The organism is Syntrophomonas wolfei subsp. methylbutyratica (genome assembly GCF_001570625.1).
GTDB lineage: Bacteria > Bacillota > Syntrophomonadia > Syntrophomonadales > Syntrophomonadaceae > Syntrophomonas > Syntrophomonas methylbutyratica.
In genome coordinates this window covers 73,276-89,310 of the sequence record NZ_BBQT01000010.1, presented here as the reverse complement: position 1 = coordinate 89,310, position 16,035 = coordinate 73,276, and the positions used below count along the sequence as shown (strand labels likewise).

The window sequence follows — 16,035 nt, the reverse complement described above, 5'->3', positions numbered from 1 at the left end:
TATTTATGAAAACGGACTTGGGGGAGGAATGACTAATGCATATACCGGACGGTTACCTGGCGCCGCAGACAGCCATACCTTTATTGGTAGCCGCGGTACCTTTACTGGCAGTGGGTGTAAAAAAAGTTGGAGAAACAGTAAAAAAACGAGAGGTTCCAGTATTAGCTGTGGGAGCTGCCTTTTCTTTCGTAATCATGATGTTTAACCTGCCGATTCCCGGGGGGAGTTCGGCTCACGCGGTGGGGGCAGTGTTATTGGCTATACTTATGGGGCCCTGGGCTGCTTTTGTTGGAGTGTCGGTAGCCCTCATCATCCAGGCTTTGGTTTTTGGTGATGGGGGAGTTATGGCCATTGGAGCCAATTGTATTAATATTGCTTTGGTTATGTCATTTGTGGGCTATTATGTCTACAGGATGATAAGAGGCAATGCGGATAGCACGTCCGGACGAGCGGTGGTAGCTGCGTTTTTAGCCGGTTATGTAGCGTTGAACGCAGCAGCCTTCATAACTGCCCTGGAATTTGGCTCCCAGTACCACCTGTTTCAGGCGGCGGATGGTACACCCCTATATTTCATGTACCCTCTCAAGGTGGCTATAGCGGCCATGATGTCCGAACACCTGCTTTTAGCCGGACCGGTAGAAGGGATAGTCACTTCGTTAGGTATGCTTTTTGTGAGTAGGAACTATCCCGAAATGCTGTCCCGAAATATGATTGCTGGCGGTAAAAACTGGGGGGTGGATAGTCATGTTTAGAAACTATAAGGCTTTATGGCTGGCTCTGGGTACACTAATCATTTTATCCCCTCTGGGGTTGCTGGCTACGGGAACTGCTTTTGGTGAATGGGGCCTGGACGAGTTGGTTGAGGAAGTCGGCTTTATTCCTGCAGGACTGGAAAAGTTGGCTGAATTTTGGCAGCATTCGCTACTGCCTGATTATGGAATACCTGGTATGGATGCCACCTTTAGCCAGGCTGCCTTTGGATATATATTCTCGGCCATGGTAGGAGTAATTCTGGTATCCGCTGCAATACTAATTTTAAGTAAAATAGCGAAAGACTGATATAATGTTAAACCAAATGGATTCCGGCAATCGCATCAAACTACCTCTATGGATGGAGCAGGGTAATGATCCCGGTACTTTCGCCCCCTGTTCTGGCCGCAAAACACATCGCTTTTTGGGCCGAACCATTAACGAAATGAAGAAAACCCTGGCGGATGACCTGACTGCCGAATACTATGCGGGTCAGGACGGGCTTTTGCAGCGTTTTGATCCTAGAAGTAAGCTTATTATGGCTATAATCGTGATACTCCTGGCCGGATTAACCAGGAGTATCACGGTACTGCTCGCCCTATGGCTCTTGAGCCTGGTCCTCATGTATTGTTCTCACCTGCCGGTTTTATCCCTGCAGAAAAGAATCTGGCTTTTTATTCCCCTTCTTACTTTACTAATATCCCTGCCCGCCACTTTGAATATTTTTAATCCGGGAGATATCTTGCTTAAAATACATTCTTTTGGTGAAGGTGCGCAGTTCTTAGGAATAAAACTGCCTGCTGTCTTGTATATTAGCTGGCAGGGGGCTTGCTCGGCAGCCTTTCTTTTCTTGCGGGTGGGCATATCCCTGACCTTCGGTATATTACTGGCTATAAGCACGCCGGTGGCTCGTTTGCTTCGCTCCTTGCAAGTGCTGGGGGTGCCGCAGCTTTTTATTATGATTGTTGAAATGAGCTTTCGTTATCTTTTGTTGCTGCTTAATATTTCCATTGAAATGTATGAAGCCCGCAGCTTGCGAACGGTGGGAAAACTACCCCCAAAGACCCAGAGGGCGATGGTTGCTTCTTCTATTGCAGCTCTATTCGTGCGGAGCATGACCCTTTCGGAAGAGGTTTACCAGGCTATGGCTTCCCGTTGTTATACCGGGGAAGCCGTAAGTATTGAGGAAATGAAAATGGGGCGACTGGACTTCGCTGCAATATTAATTATAATTGTATTAACATTCAGCATAACCTTTGGGGGAGCATTTTTTGGATAAAGAGTTGTTTTATCTTGACCGGGTTAGCTTTAAATATCAGGACTTTCAGCCGGTATTTAATAATTTAAGTATTATTATTCAGAAAGGCGAGAGTGTTTCACTTCTCGGGGCTAATGGTTCAGGGAAATCCACTCTTTTAAAAATACTCTGTGCTCTGGTTTTTCCCAGTGAGGGTATTTTCAGAGCTTTTGGCCAGGTTATAAACGAAGAAGCAATGGAAAATGAGGCTTTTTCCAAGGAGTATCACCGGAGGCTGGGTTTTATTTTTCAAAACTCCGATGTCCAGCTCTTTACCACCCGAGTTTGGGATGAAATAGCTTTCGGTCCCTTGCAATTAGGCTGGGAACAGGATAGAGTGCGGGAAATGGTGGATGATGTTATCAACTTGCTGGGGATCAAACACCTTAAAGAGCGTTCGCCTTATCGTCTTAGTGGAGGGGAAAAGAAAAAGGTAGCAGTGGCTTCAGTGCTGGTGCTCAATCCTCAAGTCTTGATTCTGGACGAACCGACCAGCGGGTTGGATCCCAAGACACAGCGTTGGTTGGTTGATCTTCTGCTGGAATTAAAGCGGGGGGGAAGAACCATCGTTACTTCTACCCATAATTTAGCTCTGGCCCATAGTATCTCGGAGCGAGCTCTGGTTCTATCCGAGCAGCATTGCCTGGTTTATGACGGCCCTGCCTCCGACGTTTTGGAAAACCGGGATTTATTAATGGAAGTAAACCTGATAGATGAATATTGTCATATTCACGGTGAGGGTGAACATATTCATTGTTATACCCATGAATAAAGCTGTTTTTTTAAGCTCTTACCTGGGGCAGAAAATGAAGAATTATATGGAACTTTTTAATTTGCTCTTGCCAAAAGTCTATAAATCAGCTATAAATATTTGTAAATAGAGAATCCAGGTGAAAGATTTAACATGGAATGAATCCTATGTTTTCCCTGGGTTAAATGTTGTGGTTCAGCTTAAAAGAAAAGCCTGAACCAAGGTATTCATAGCTTGCCGATGCAAAAAGATAATTTAATGGTAATGACTGATTTTCTCGAAAGCTTGTCTTGGAAAGGGACAGGATAATTAATCATTTAGAAAAGGCTCTTGGAAAATGAATGGCCGGAATTGGCCGGGTTAAGCCCCAAATTATAAAGTTCTCCGAGCTTTTAGACCTAAGGTGTACTATGGTTTAAAAGCCTGTGGGTATATGCGGAAACGGATATGCCTTCCCGTATTGCGAAAAGGAGATGCTCAGCAGGCAGGTACTTGATAAGCGTACCCATGAAGGGTTCAACTGCTTATGATTGTGCATCTGTGCCCAGCATTTCTTTAGCTGGGCTTTTTTAATGCAGATTTTGAAATTATCCAAGTGAAATAATGACATCCCCTTTTTGAGGAGTGTTTAGAGTGCATGAGGTAACGCTGATAGAAGGAGTAATGAATACCGTCCGGGCCAGTGCGCTGGAGCATGATATTGTACGAATCACCAGGGTAAAGCTGGTTATTGGCAAACTCTCCATGGCTTTGCCGGATAGCCTGCAGTTTGCCTTTCAGGTTCTGGGAGAGCAGGACGATTTGTTCCGGGGGGCGCAACTGGAGATAGAAGAGCAGGAGATACAGTGCCGTTGCAGTGACTGCCAGCAGGAGTTCGTTGTCGATAAAGACTATCGTTTTGTTTGCAATTTCTGTAATGGCGTAAATGTGGAAATAATACGTGGTCGGGAATTATATATTGACCATTATGAAGGGGACAAGAATTGATGGTACAGATAGCATTGGGAAGTAATATTCTGGGAGCCAATGAACTCCTGGCTAGAAAAAATCGCAAGCTATTTGAGCAGGATGGGACTCTGGTTATTAATTTAATGAGCTCACCGGGTGCAGGAAAAACTACCATTCTGGAGCGGAGCCTGGAAGGAATAACAGGAAAGCTTAAGATCGGAGTAATTGAGGGAGACCTTTATACCGATCAGGACGCCCAAAGGATCGGAAAAAAAGGCGTAGAAGTGGTGCAAATCAACACCGAAGGGACCTGCCACCTGGATGCGGGGATGGTAAATAAGGCTTTAGAAAGATTGCCTGCCAGTGATTACCAGCTGGTTTTTATTGAAAATGTTGGCAACCTGGTCTGCCCGGCCGAGTTTGACCTGGGAGAGGATTTCCGGGTGGTGGTTTTCAGTGTCGCTGAGGGAAACGATAAGCTTTTGAAATACCCTTTAATTTTTAGAGAAGCCAGGGTGATCCTTTTAAATAAAATTGATCTCCTAGCCTATACCGATTTCAGCCTGGAAAAATTCCAAGAGGATCTGGCTCAAATCAACCCGTCGGCCATAGTTTTCCTGGTTTCTGGACGCACGGGCGAGGGAGTAAAAGAGTGGACTGAATGGTTACTGGAGGAGGTGAGCAAAAAGCAGAACCGTTTTTAGATAGATATAAACTCAATAGATTTGGGATTGTATAAAATGCAAGGAGTATTTTCTATAAATTGATTGGGGGGAATGTGTAAAATGCCTACCAAATTGAGTAGACGTGATTTCATCCGTCTCTGTGCAGGTGGCGCTGCGGCCATATCCCTGTCCAGTTATCTGGCGCCGTTTATGGCAGAAGCTGTTGCCGCTGGTGCACCTCCAGTTCTTTGGATTCAAGGAGGAAGTTGTACTGGTTGTTCAATCTCCATTTTGAATACGGTTTCACCGGATATTGAAAAGGTATTGACGGAAGTAATCAGCTTGCGTTATCATCCTAATATTTCTGCTGCGGCCGGAGATCTGGCTATTCAGGAAGCCCTTTATAAAACTGCCGAGGAATTTAAAGGTCAATTTTTCCTGGTGGTGGAAGGAGCAGTACCAGTTGCCGCAGACGGGATGTATTGTATAATTGGTGAAAAAGATGGACAGCACCTTACTTTCGAGAGAGCAGTAAAAGAAATCGGCAGCCAGGCAGCGGCAATTCTGAATTTTGGCACATGTTCGGCTTTTGGGGGAATCCCTGCCACCCCACCGAATCCTACCAAGTGTAAACCCGTTTCCGAAATAATAAAGACAGTTCCCATAGTAAATGTTCCGGGCTGCCCGCCCCATCCCGATTGGATGATTGGAACCATTGCTCATGTACTGCTCTATGGGGATGTACCAGAAGTAGACAGCTTTGGACGTCCCAAGATGTTCTTCGGCGGAATTATTCATGATAATTGCCCCAGGCGTCAATACTTTGACAATGCCATATTTGCTAAAAATTTCGGTGATCCAGGATGTTTGCTGGAAATCGGATGCAAGGGTCCCATCGCTCATTGTGATTCCACCACCCGCCTATGGAATGGCGGTGTAAACTGGTGCATCAAGGCTGGTGCTCCCTGTATCGCTTGTACTGAACCACAATTCCCGGGATGGCCTATGTACGAGAGAATTCCTGAAATGCCAATAGCACCGGCTATGACTGCCACTATTGACCAGATAGGTGGAGTACTGGGTGCTGCCGCGGTTCTGGGTATAGGCGGGCATTTAGCGGGTAACATCGCCACCGGCCGCATCGGGCCTAAAAAGAACGATGCTGAGAAAGAAGGTGACAACTAATGGCAGATAAAATTATGATAGATCCCATAACTCGAATTGAAGGCCACCTGGCGGTAGAAGTTGAGGTTGAGGGTGGTTTAGTAGTTGATGCCAAATCTATGGGGATGATGTTTAGAGGCATGGAGTTAATTATGAGGGGACGTGACCCGCGTGATGCCCAGCAAATAATGCAGAGAATTTGCGGGGTTTGACCGGTCGGCCATGCCAGCGCGGGTACGCTGGCCCTGGATAACGCTTTTGGAATTGAACCTCCCCCCAACGGTCGTATTATTCGCAACCTTATTCTCGGTTCTAATTATCTGCAATCTCATATTCTTCACTTTTTCCATTTGGCCGCTTTAGACTATGTAAAAGGTCCCGATATACCGCCATTTATTCCTCGTTATGAAGCAGACTATCGTTTGCCTCCTGATGTTAACCAAAAGGCGGTAGAAACTTACCTGGAAGCCCTTAAAATGCGCCGTAAAGCCCATGAAATGACGGCTCTGTGGGGCGGGAAGATGCCTCACCAGCAGGCCATTACTCCTGGTGGGGTAACCGAGATTCCGGATGCCCAGAAGGTAATTGAGTTTAAATATCGCTTAAAGGAAATAACTGCATTTATAGACAATGTTTATATCCCGATTGTACAAGCAGTGGCCGGAGCCTATTCCGATCTCTTTGATGTTGGGCGTGGTTCCATGGGTGCCTTGGCTTATGGCGCTTTCCCATTGGAAGAAGGTATGGATCATGTTAATAAGCAAAAGTTCTTCCCCTCGGGTGTCTATATCCGTGGCCAGTACAAGGAATTGAAACCGGATTATATTACGGAGGAAGTAAAGTATTCCTGGTACGAAGATGATACCGGCGGGAACAAGCCGGTTGAAGCGGTGGTAACCCCTAATGCGGAAAAGAAGGATGCCTATTCCTGGATTAAGGCCCCTCGTTATAACGGTGAGGTCGTAGAAGTAGGACCCCTGGCCCGCCAGTGGATTTTAAAGCAAAAGGATGTTGTTGCTCTGGGAGAAAAAGCATTCTCCGTAATGGGCCGTCACTTTGCCCGGGCTATTGAAGCCTCAGCCGTTGCTCATGCCCTGGATGAATGGGTTGGTCAAGTAGAACCCGGAAAACCAGTATCTACTCCCCATAAGATTCCTGGCTCAGCAGTAGGTATGGGACTTACCGAAGCAGCCCGTGGAGCATTAGGACACTGGAATGTAATCAAACATCAGAGAACCTCAGTTTATAATGCTATTGTTCCCAGCACCTGGAATATGTCGCCGCGGGATGCCAAAGGCGTTATGGGGACTATGGAACAGGCCTTAATCGGAACTGCGGTGAAAGATCCTAAGAATCCAGTGGAGATAGTAAGAATAGTGAGGTCTTATGATCCTTGTCTGGCCTGTGCTATTCATATCATGACCCCTGATAAGAAAACCGTCAGTAAGTTTGCCATTAATTAGGGGGTGACAAAATGGTAAAACAGATGGAGGACAGACATTCTATCTGGATCAGGATTTTTCACTGGACCAATATGATCGCCATCACCATGCTGTGCTTAACCGGATTCTATATTCATGCTCCGGAGTCTTTCCGGCTCTTCGCCAACATGGACAATGCTCGTATGATTCATTTTGGCATGGCTTATCTGCTTTGTGTTGGAGTGTTGGGTCGGGTGTATTATGCCATAGTGGCTGATGATGCTAAAAACATAGTGTTTAGTGTCACCAAGGATACCCCCAAATTTCCCAGCATGATGAAATATTATCTCTTTATGGCGGATAGCCATCCTTACTATGGTAAGTATAACCCCGGACAGAAAATGATGTACACCGGTTGGCTCTTTATGGCGCTAATCCAAATTATTACAGGTTTCGTATTATACAAGCCTGATATGTTTATGGCAGTAAGTGGATGGTTGGGTGGCTATATGGCAGTCAGGGTTATTCACTATATTGTAACCTGGCTATTTGTATTATCCGTACTGGCTCATGTTTACCTGGATATCTCCGAAGGTGTTCCGGTGTTGAAATCCATGTTTACCGGTAAGATTCCGGCCGACTTTGACCATGGCACCCATGAGGAACACGCACCGGCTCCAGGAGAAAGTATTGGTGCTTGATGCATGTGGATAAGCAAGGAGGATTCTGATTGAAGAAGATTATGGTAGTGGGTATCGGCAATTTGCTTATGCAGGATGAAGGGGTTGGAGTACATGCAATTAACCAGCTGGCCCAAATGAGTTTTCCTCAAAATGTTGAAATAATAGATGGTGGAACCCACAGCTATGATCTGGTTGAGTTTTTCTGTCAGGCGGATAATCTGATTATCATCGATGCTATGAAGGCTGGTGGGGAACCCGGTACCATCTACCGTGCTCCTTTTGATGAGTTAGGACTAAAACCTGATGAAAACATTACTTCTCTTCACGAAATGCATTTTGTGGAAGCCATGTATCTGGTGAGACTTTTAGGTTATGACCCGGAGGTTATGGTTTTTGGAGTTGAGCCGCAAAACATTGGACTCAGCCTGGATTTGACTCCGCAAGTTGCTGAAAAAGTCCCGCGTTTGGTGGAACTGGTTAAAGAAGAAGTGGAAAGGCTCCTGCAATAATTGTAAAATATTTTTCCCCGCAGGGTGGGTTACTCTAGTAGCCCACCTTGTTAATTGGGGATATTGTAAGCAGAGCAGGGATAATCTCTTATTAGAATTGTTCATCTTATTCCACTGGTAGGTCCGCTGGCAGGAAAGGTGCATGTAAAAATTATGGAAGGTACAAGGCAAGAAGCGTCCGCAGTCTTGGCTTATGAAATGAAAATATTCGGCATAGTTCAGGGGGTGGGATTTCGTCCCCACGTTTTTCGCTTGGCTGCTGAATTGGGAATAAGGGGCTGGATATTAAATTCCTCCGCCGGGGTTTTCCTGGAGGTGGAAGCTGAGGAAGAAAGCTTGCGGGAATTTACCCGCCGTTTGCTGGCAGAACCTCCGCCCCTGGCCCTGATCAGGGATTATCAGCTCCGGGAGATTGAAGCGCAGGGCTTCAGCGATTTTCAGATCCGGGAGAGTGAAAGCCAGGAGGAACTCCTGGTTATGGTATCGCCCGATATTGCGGTATGTCATGATTGTCGGCGGGAGGTAATGGATCCTGTTGACCGGCGTTATGCTTATCCCTTTATCAACTGTACCAATTGCGGGCCGCGCTTTACTATAATAAAAGATCTGCCTTATGACCGAGCCCAGACCACTATGGCGGAATTTACCATGTGCCCGGAATGTGATAGGGAGTATCACAATCCATTACACCGGCGTTTTCATGCCCAGCCCAATGCCTGCCCGCTTTGCGGGCCGCATATTTCTATGCTCGATTCCAATGGGAATGAGGTGGCGCAAGGGGCGGTGGAGTTGTTAAAAAAGGGCTGTATTCTGGCGGTTAAAGGCCTGGGTGGCTTTCACCTGGCGGTTGATGCCCGCAACCGGGAGGCGGTAAGCTGCCTGCGACAGCGCAAGCACCGGGATGCTAAACCCTTCGCGCTAATGGCCCGGGATTTGGAAACAGCCCGTAAATATTGCCATATCAGCCAGCTGGAGGAACAGCATTTGACCTCCGGCCGGGCCCCGATTGTGGTAATGGAGAGCAGGACAGAGCTTGATTTGCCACAGGATTTGATTCACCCGGGTCTTAACACTCTGGGAATAATGCTCCCCTACACCCCGTTGCACTATCTTCTTTTTGATGACGAACTGGAACTCCTGGTTATGACCAGTGCCAATATAAGTGATGAACCTTTGATATATGAAAATGAAACCGCTCAGAAAAAGTTGGCCGGTATTGCCGATTATTTTCTGCTGCACAACCGGGATATTTTTAATCCCTGTGATGACTCCGTAATGCGGGTTACTGCTCTTAATACCCCCCAGCTTTTTCGCCGTGCCCGAGGCTATGTACCGTTAGGAATAAGGATTCCCAGCAGCTCATCTCCGGTTTTGGCGGTAGGTGGGGAGATGAAAAACACCTTTTGTATAACCCGGCAGGGAGAGGCCTATTTAAGCCAGCATTGGGGAGATCTGAATCATTATCTTAACTTTCGTAATTTCCAGGATGGAATTGAACGCTTTAAAAACATGCTGGCGGTTGAACCGCAGGTGATTGCTCATGACCTGCATCCCAATTACCAGACTACTCGCTGGGCCAGGGAACAGGAGCATATGGAGAAGATAGCCATTCAGCATCATTGGGCCCATATGGCCTCGGCCATGGCGGAAAATCAGCTTCAGGGCGAGGTATTGGGTTTGATTTGCGATGGTACCGGCTGGGGTACTGACGGGGCAGTTTGGGGTGGAGAAATACTCCAAGGGGATTACCGGCAGTTTTCGCGTTTGGGACATTTGCAATACCTGCCATTGCCCGGGGGAGATCTGACGGCACGAAGACCGTATCGTATGGCTCTGTTGTACTTGCTGGCAGCTATTGGGGAAAAGGCGGCTGCTTTGAGCCGTGACTTGATTCCAGCTTTTCCCGAGGAAGAAAGGGAACTAATGCTGCAGCGCTGGCAAAAGGGGACGCGGGAACTGCAGACCTCATCCTGTGGCCGGCTTTTTGATGCGGTGGCGGCAGTTTTGGGGATATGCATTGTGAACCGTTATGAAGGCCAGGCGGCAATTGAACTGGAGGCCCGGGCCGATTATACTCAAAGAGGTAGTTATTCCTATGCTTTGAATGATGAAAACGGCATGCTAATAATGAATCTGCTTCCTATGTGGCCGGAGTTGTTGGCTGACCGCAAAAAGGGTATTTCTGTCGGTGGCATAGCCCAGAAATTCCACCTGACCCTGGTGGATGTTTTTACGGCCGCTCTGGACAGGAGCAGGGAGAAAAGCGGGTTAAGCCGGGTGGTATTAAGCGGAGGGGCCTTTCACAACCAGATTCTGCTCTTCAAGTTGAGTGAGGCTTTAAAAAAAGCCGGTTTTGAGGTGTATCACCAGCAGCAGGTTCCGCCGGGTGATGGGGGAATAGCGCTGGGACAGGCCATAATCGCAAGTGAGGTGAAAGCTAATGTGTCTGGGAGTACCGGGTAAAATACTGGAAATCAAGGAACATGATGTAGCTCAGGTAGATGTTGACGGTAACCAGCTTGATATCAGTATCAGACTTACCCCTGAGGTGCAAAAAGGGCAATTCGTCCTGGTTCATGCCGGTTTTGCCATGGAGATAATTGATGAAAGCCGGGCGGTGGAAACCATGGATCTCTTAAAAGAGCTGCAAAAATACAGGGAGTTGGGTATATGAATGATAAAACTTATATGAAAGAATTACTCCAGGAGATACAAAGCTATAAGCAGGAAGTATCCTTGATGGAGGTTTGTGGAACCCATACCATGGCTATTGCCCGCAGCGGGATCAGAGAAATGGTGCCGGCGAACATTAAACTGCTCTCCGGGCCGGGCTGCCCGGTATGTGTAACCTCCCAGGGTGATATCGATGCGGTAATTAAATTATGTCGGGAACCGGGAATTATCCTTTGTACTTTTGGCGATATGATGAGGGTGCCGGGAAGTGAAAGTTCCTTACAGGAGGAGCGCAGCCGGGGTGCCGATATAAGGGTGGTTTATTCGCCTTTGGATGCCCTGGAGATAGCGCGTAAAAACCCGGAACGAGAAGTAGTTTTTTTAGGAATCGGCTTTGAAACTACGGCGCCGACTATAGCGGTTAGCCTGGAGCAGGCGGAAAGGGAAAGGATAAATAATTTCTCGCTACTCTCTTACCATAAGCTGGTACCTCCAGCTTTGGAAGTTATTTTTTCCGATCCTGATATAAGGGTGGACGGGCTGATTTGTCCCGGGCATGTTTCGGCGGTAATCGGTCTTAAACCCTATGAACTACTGGCGGCCAAATACCACAAACCTTGTGTTGTCACTGGTTTTGAAACCGTGGATATACTGGAAGGAATAATAATGCTCCTGCATCAAATGAGCCAGGGAGAAGCGCGGGCGGATATTCAGTACCGTAGGGTAGTGAGGAAAGAAGGCAATCCGGTAGCGGTGGAACTGCTCGAGCGGATTTTTCAGCCGGAGGAAGCCCGTTGGAGAGGTCTGGGGCCTATCCCCGGCAGCGGGCTGAAATTGCGCTCAGCCTATGAGTTCTTGGATGCAGCCAAAAAGTTTCAGCTTCCCCAAATTGCAGATCTACCTATTAAGGGTTGTTCCTGCGGGGAGGTACTTACGGGCAAAATCAGCCCCCGGGAGTGTTTACTCTTTGGCCGGGGATGTACCCCCTTGAAACCGGTTGGCCCTTGCATGGTCTCCCATGAAGGGGCTTGTGCCGCTTATTATCGTTATACCCCAGCAAAGGAGAGAAATTAGATGAAGATAGACCGTGTATTGTTGGCTCACGGCAGTGGAGGCCTTATGAGCCAGCAACTGGTAGAGGAAATATTTAAAAAAGAGTGGAATAATTCTTACCTGGAGCCCATGTTGGACGGGGCTTTGCTTGATTTGCCGGCAGGCAGGGTAGTTATGACTACCGATTCCTTCGTTATTACTCCTCTGTTTTTTCCAGGGGGCGACATAGGCAAGCTTTCCATTTGCGGGACGGTTAATGACCTGGTAGCCTGTGGGGCCAAGCCTCTTTTTTTATCGACCGCCTTGATAATAGAAGAAGGTTTGCCCATGTCCGACTTAATCCAAATAGCCCAATCGATGGCCCGTACGGCCAGGGAGGCAGGTGTGCAACTGGTAACGGGTGACACCAAGGTGGTTGAAAAGGGAAGCGCGGATGGGATTTTTATCAATACCACTGGAATCGGAGTGATAGCTGAAGGTATCGATTACCGGCCCCAGCGTATCCAGCCGGGAGATCTGGTAGTGGTCAGTGGAACTATGGGAGATCACGGCCTGGCCATTATGGCCCGGCGGGAGGGTTTGAGCTTTTCCACTCCGGTAAATAGTGACTGTGCTCCGCTTTTCCGTATAGGGCAAGTTCTGGAAGCCTTTGGCGGTAATGTTCGCTGCATGCGCGACCCCACCCGGGGTGGCCTGGCTACGGTTCTTAATGAACTGGCCCGGCAGTCCGGCCGGGGAATAAAGGTGGTGGAAGAAGATATACCGGTAAATCCGGCTGTTGCCGGGGCCTGTGATATGCTGGGAATGGACCCGCTTTATATGGCCAATGAGGGGAAGATGGTAATTGTTTTAGCCCCAGAAAGGGCTGCAGAAATACTTGCTGAATTGCAAAAAATAGACATAGCTGCGGAAGCTGCCATAATCGGGGAAGTTAGAGCAGAACCTGCTGGTTTGGTCTTAATTGAAACCGAACTGGGAGCCGAGCGTATATTGGGCATACTGGAAGGGGAGCATGTTCCCCGCATCTGCTAGCGCTGGTTTCATCTGTTTAGTTATCGTAAAAAAGCCTCACAACTACGCTTTTCGGATTTTAATGTACGTTATTTATGGTTTAAACTGAGGCGTATGAGGCAGGGTCTTAAGGAAAACGATATCCTCATTCATTCATTTTGCTGTTTAAGCCGGATGAAATCACCGCCACACTTCTTAAACACAGGGGAATCATACCTATCGATCTCTCGCTTTATAATGGATAAACCAAAAGCGAAAAACTCTGTTCTTTTCTCCAGGAAATTCTGCCCCGCTGACCTGCTCCACCATTTAAGCAAATTACTGCCGTACAGGTTTAACCCCTCATCTTAGATTTAGATATAGAAATCCCCATAATAGAGGAAAGCCCCACAACCGCAAATGCTGTGGGGCTTGACGTTTCTTTAATTTACAGCTATATTCTTTACTTGCCGCTTGGTATTCTCATACCGTAGAATGTACGCCACACAAAGATTATGGCAATGGTAAGGAAAGCGCCGCCGACATAAGGAGCTATGTCTCTGAAGGTTTCAGATATGGCTATTTCCATGGCCAGCAATCCAAACAGGGTGGTGAACTTGATAATCGGATTTAAGGCTACTGAAGAAGTATCTTTAAAAGGATCACCTACGGTATCGCCCACTACTGAAGCCTCATGCAAAGGAGTGCCTTTTTCCTTGAGGTCCACTTCAACCACTTTTTTAGCATTATCCCAGCAGCCGCCGGCATTGGCCATAAAGACCGCCTGGAATAAACCAAAGACTGCTATGGAAATAAGGTAAGCCACAAAGAAGGCAACTGGTTGAGAATTACCGGCCTGAGGTGCGGAAAGGCAAGCAAAGGCCAGAGCAAAGGAGAATATGGCGATAAAGATATTGAACATACCCGACTGTGCATACTGGGTGCAGATTTTTACCACTTCTTTGGATTTTTCGGTGTTGGCTTTTACGTTGGCCGCTTCTTCCAGGTTGATATTATTCTTGATATACTCAACCGCCCGGTAGGCTCCGGTGGTAACTGCCTGGGTGGAAGACCCGGTAAACCAGTAGATTACCGCCCCGCCGCATAAGAATCCTAAAATGGTGTATGGATTAAGCAGAGTAAGGATGGTGGCCGGTTCAACTCCCAATACATTCTTTATAACCAGAATCAGGGAGAAGATCATGGTGGTAGCACCCACCACAGCAGTACCAATCAATACCGGTTTGGCAGTTGCCTTGAAGGTATTGCCGGCGCCGTCGTTGGCTTCCAGATAGTATTTACCTTTATCGAAATCGGGCTTAAAGCCAAATTCTTTTTGGATTTCCTTGTCAATGTCTTTTATTTCTTCAATCAGGGAGAGTTCATAGATGGACTGAGCATTATCGGTTACCGGGCCATAACTGTCAACTGCAATGGTTACCGGGCCCATACCCAGCATGCCGAAAGCCACCAGACCAAATGCAAATATGGAAGAGTAACTCATTATATAGTGGGAAATCGGTATACTCGCATAATAGGCACCGAACATAATACCCACGAAAACCAGTCCAATCCAGAATGAGCTGAAGTTACCCGCCACCAGACCTGACAGGATGTTCAGTGAAGGCCCGCCTTCGCGGGAAGCTTTGACAACTTCCGCTACATGCAGGGACTTGGGACTGGTAAATATTTTAGTGAATTCAGGTATCAAGGCTGCTGCCAGGGTTCCAAAGCTGATAATCAGGGCCAGCACAGACCAGATAGGTGTCAGAGCAGTTTCTGTGCCTGCACCCGGTCCCAGAATGTAATAGCTGACACCAAAAGTAACCGCAATGGAAATAATGGAAGTAATCCATACCAGACTGCTGAGGGGCGCTTCAAAATCGAAATCGTCCTTGCTCCCATATTTAGCCTGGCTAAATACTCTGTTAATGTAGAATGAAAAAATGGAGGTAATAACCATTAATACACGAATGGCAAATATCCAGGTAAGCAGCGTAGTTTGCAAAGCCGGCGCCACTGCCAATACAATAAATGTAACCAGAGCAACACCTGTAACTCCATATGTTTCGAAACCATCGGCAGTTGGCCCAACGCTGTCGCCTGCGTTGTCACCGGTACAGTCGGCAATAACGCCGGGATTACGCGGATCGTCTTCTTTAATGCCAAAAACGATTTTCATGAGGTCGGCACCGATGTCGGCTATCTTGGTAAATATACCGCCGGCAATACGCAGTGCACTGGCCCCCAGGGATTCACCAACGGCAAAGCCGATAAAGCTGGCCCCGGCCAGTTCGCGAGGAACAAAGCACAGTATTATTAACATCATGATTAGCTCAACGCAGACCAAAAGTACACCTATGCTCATGCCGGCATCAAGAGCAATATTCAAGAGCTTGAGCGGTTTTCTTTCCAATGAGGTAAATGCCACCCTGCTGTTAGCCAAGGTATTCATGCGGATACCATACCAAGCTACGCTGTAAGAACCGAGAATACCTATCACAGTCCACATCAGGATGAACAATACCGAAGCAATCGGCATTTCCTGCAGGAAGCCAAAATAAAATGCTATACACACGCTGATAAAAGCAAATAGTATAGCAATAAACTTGCCCTGTTGAATAAGATATGTTTTACAAGTTTCATAAATGGTTTGAGCTACATCCAGCATGCACTGATGAGCCACCAATTTTTTGACCTTCATAAATTGATACAAACCAAACAGCATACCCAACGCACAGACCACTATACCTGCATAAAGCAAACTGTTTTGATCCGCGCTCAGATTAGGAATCTTCAAATTAGCCTCACTAGCAACCGCCATTGCCGGTGAAAGCAGTAATAAAACAAAGCTAAGCAAACTGCCCAGCATCGTCCTGATTTTGTTTCTAGAGACAACCTCCATTTTGACGAATCACTTCCTTACTGTATTTTTTGGACTTGAACATAAGTCCCGGAATGGTTACCTCCAGGGCGGCTTTATTTGAAGAAAGATAGGGAGCAAAACCGCCCTCATCACCTGCGGAAGTAACCATCCCTTTGGCAGATAGAACTTTATTTAATGAGTGATAGATAGACTTCCACTTCCATACTCAGGACTTCCCCTAAGCTGGAGGTTCCGCCAGGGTACG

The 16,035-nt window shown here is 47.2% G+C and carries 16 protein-coding genes and 1 riboswitch; of the genes, 14 read left to right on the top strand and 2 right to left on the bottom strand.

The genetic code is table 11. The annotated features are described in order from the left end of the window. Positions 1–35: 35 nt before the first annotated feature. The 14 genes from cbiM to hypE all read left to right on the top strand — a co-directional run bounded on the left by cbiM (position 36) and on the right by hypE (position 12,946). Positions 36–752: a cobalt transporter CbiM gene (gene cbiM, locus AWB54_RS08970; RefSeq protein WP_061214268.1), complete on the top strand. Its 717-nt coding sequence runs from the start codon at positions 36–38 to the stop codon at positions 750–752. Then, positions 745–1,059: a PDGLE domain-containing protein gene (locus AWB54_RS08965; protein WP_061214267.1), complete on the top strand. Its 315-nt coding sequence runs from the start codon at positions 745–747 to the stop codon at positions 1,057–1,059. Before cbiM ends, AWB54_RS08965 begins: the two co-directional genes overlap by 8 nt. Before the next feature lie 4 nt (positions 1,060–1,063). Then, entirely contained in the window at positions 1,064–2,029 is a 966-nt protein-coding gene (cbiQ, locus tag AWB54_RS08960) for a cobalt ECF transporter T component CbiQ (RefSeq protein ID WP_061214266.1), read from the top strand. Next, entirely contained in the window at positions 2,022–2,819 is a 798-nt protein-coding gene (locus AWB54_RS08955) for an energy-coupling factor ABC transporter ATP-binding protein (protein WP_082736116.1), read from the top strand. The genes cbiQ and AWB54_RS08955 overlap by 8 nt, the downstream gene beginning before the upstream one ends. A gap of 349 nt (positions 2,820–3,168) precedes the next feature. Further along, positions 3,169–3,287: riboswitch (molybdenum cofactor riboswitch) on the top strand. Positions 3,288–3,431: 144 nt separating this feature from the next. Beyond that, a complete protein-coding gene (gene hypA / locus AWB54_RS08950) occupies positions 3,432–3,785 on the top strand; it encodes a hydrogenase maturation nickel metallochaperone HypA (protein ID WP_061214265.1) in 354 nt (117 codons plus the stop codon). Further along, entirely contained in the window at positions 3,785–4,450 is a 666-nt protein-coding gene (gene hypB, locus AWB54_RS08945) for a hydrogenase nickel incorporation protein HypB (protein ID WP_061214264.1), read from the top strand. Before hypA ends, hypB begins: the two co-directional genes overlap by 1 nt. Before the next feature lie 81 nt (positions 4,451–4,531). After that, positions 4,532–5,596 carry a hydrogenase small subunit gene (locus AWB54_RS08940; RefSeq protein WP_061214263.1) on the top strand — a complete coding sequence of 355 codons (1,065 nt, stop codon included), beginning with the start codon at positions 4,532–4,534 and terminating at the stop codon, positions 5,594–5,596. Then, entirely contained in the window at positions 5,596–7,038 is a 1,443-nt protein-coding gene (locus tag AWB54_RS08935; RefSeq protein WP_082736115.1) for a nickel-dependent hydrogenase large subunit, read from the top strand. Before AWB54_RS08940 ends, AWB54_RS08935 begins: the two co-directional genes overlap by 1 nt. 11 nt (positions 7,039–7,049) lie before the next feature. Further along, a complete protein-coding gene (gene cybH, locus AWB54_RS08930) occupies positions 7,050–7,697 on the top strand; it encodes a Ni/Fe-hydrogenase, b-type cytochrome subunit (RefSeq protein ID WP_061214262.1) in 648 nt (215 codons plus the stop codon). Between the two features lie 29 nt (positions 7,698–7,726). After that, positions 7,727–8,188, top strand: a complete 462-nt coding sequence (locus AWB54_RS08925) for a HyaD/HybD family hydrogenase maturation endopeptidase (RefSeq protein WP_061214261.1) — start codon at positions 7,727–7,729, stop codon at positions 8,186–8,188. Between the two features lie 153 nt (positions 8,189–8,341). Then, the gene (hypF, locus tag AWB54_RS08920) at positions 8,342–10,651 is read left to right on the top strand and encodes a carbamoyltransferase HypF (RefSeq protein WP_061214289.1); all 2,310 of its coding nucleotides are present in this window, start codon (positions 8,342–8,344) and stop codon (positions 10,649–10,651) included. Beyond that, positions 10,629–10,862, top strand: a complete 234-nt coding sequence (locus AWB54_RS08915) for a HypC/HybG/HupF family hydrogenase formation chaperone (protein ID WP_061214260.1) — start codon at positions 10,629–10,631, stop codon at positions 10,860–10,862. The genes hypF and AWB54_RS08915 overlap by 23 nt, the downstream gene beginning before the upstream one ends. Next, a complete protein-coding gene (gene hypD / locus AWB54_RS08910; protein ID WP_061214259.1) occupies positions 10,859–11,935 on the top strand; it encodes a hydrogenase formation protein HypD in 1,077 nt (358 codons plus the stop codon). The genes AWB54_RS08915 and hypD overlap by 4 nt, the downstream gene beginning before the upstream one ends. Before the next feature lie 6 nt (positions 11,936–11,941). After that, positions 11,942–12,946: a hydrogenase expression/formation protein HypE gene (hypE, locus tag AWB54_RS08905; protein ID WP_061214288.1), complete on the top strand. Its 1,005-nt coding sequence runs from the start codon at positions 11,942–11,944 to the stop codon at positions 12,944–12,946. Positions 12,947–13,367: 421 nt separating this feature from the next. Here the strand turns inward: hypE and AWB54_RS08900 are convergent, their stop codons facing one another. Both AWB54_RS08900 and AWB54_RS16780 read right to left on the bottom strand, forming a co-directional pair. Next, positions 13,368–15,809: a sodium-translocating pyrophosphatase gene (locus AWB54_RS08900; RefSeq protein WP_061214258.1), complete on the bottom strand. Its 2,442-nt coding sequence runs from the start codon at positions 15,807–15,809 to the stop codon at positions 13,368–13,370. Continuing rightward, positions 15,793–15,978 (bottom strand): hypothetical protein, encoded by a 186-nt coding sequence (locus AWB54_RS16780; RefSeq protein ID WP_153014700.1) that lies wholly within the window; start codon positions 15,976–15,978, stop codon positions 15,793–15,795. Before AWB54_RS16780 ends, AWB54_RS08900 begins: the two co-directional genes overlap by 17 nt. Positions 15,979–16,035: the final 57 nt, after the last annotated feature.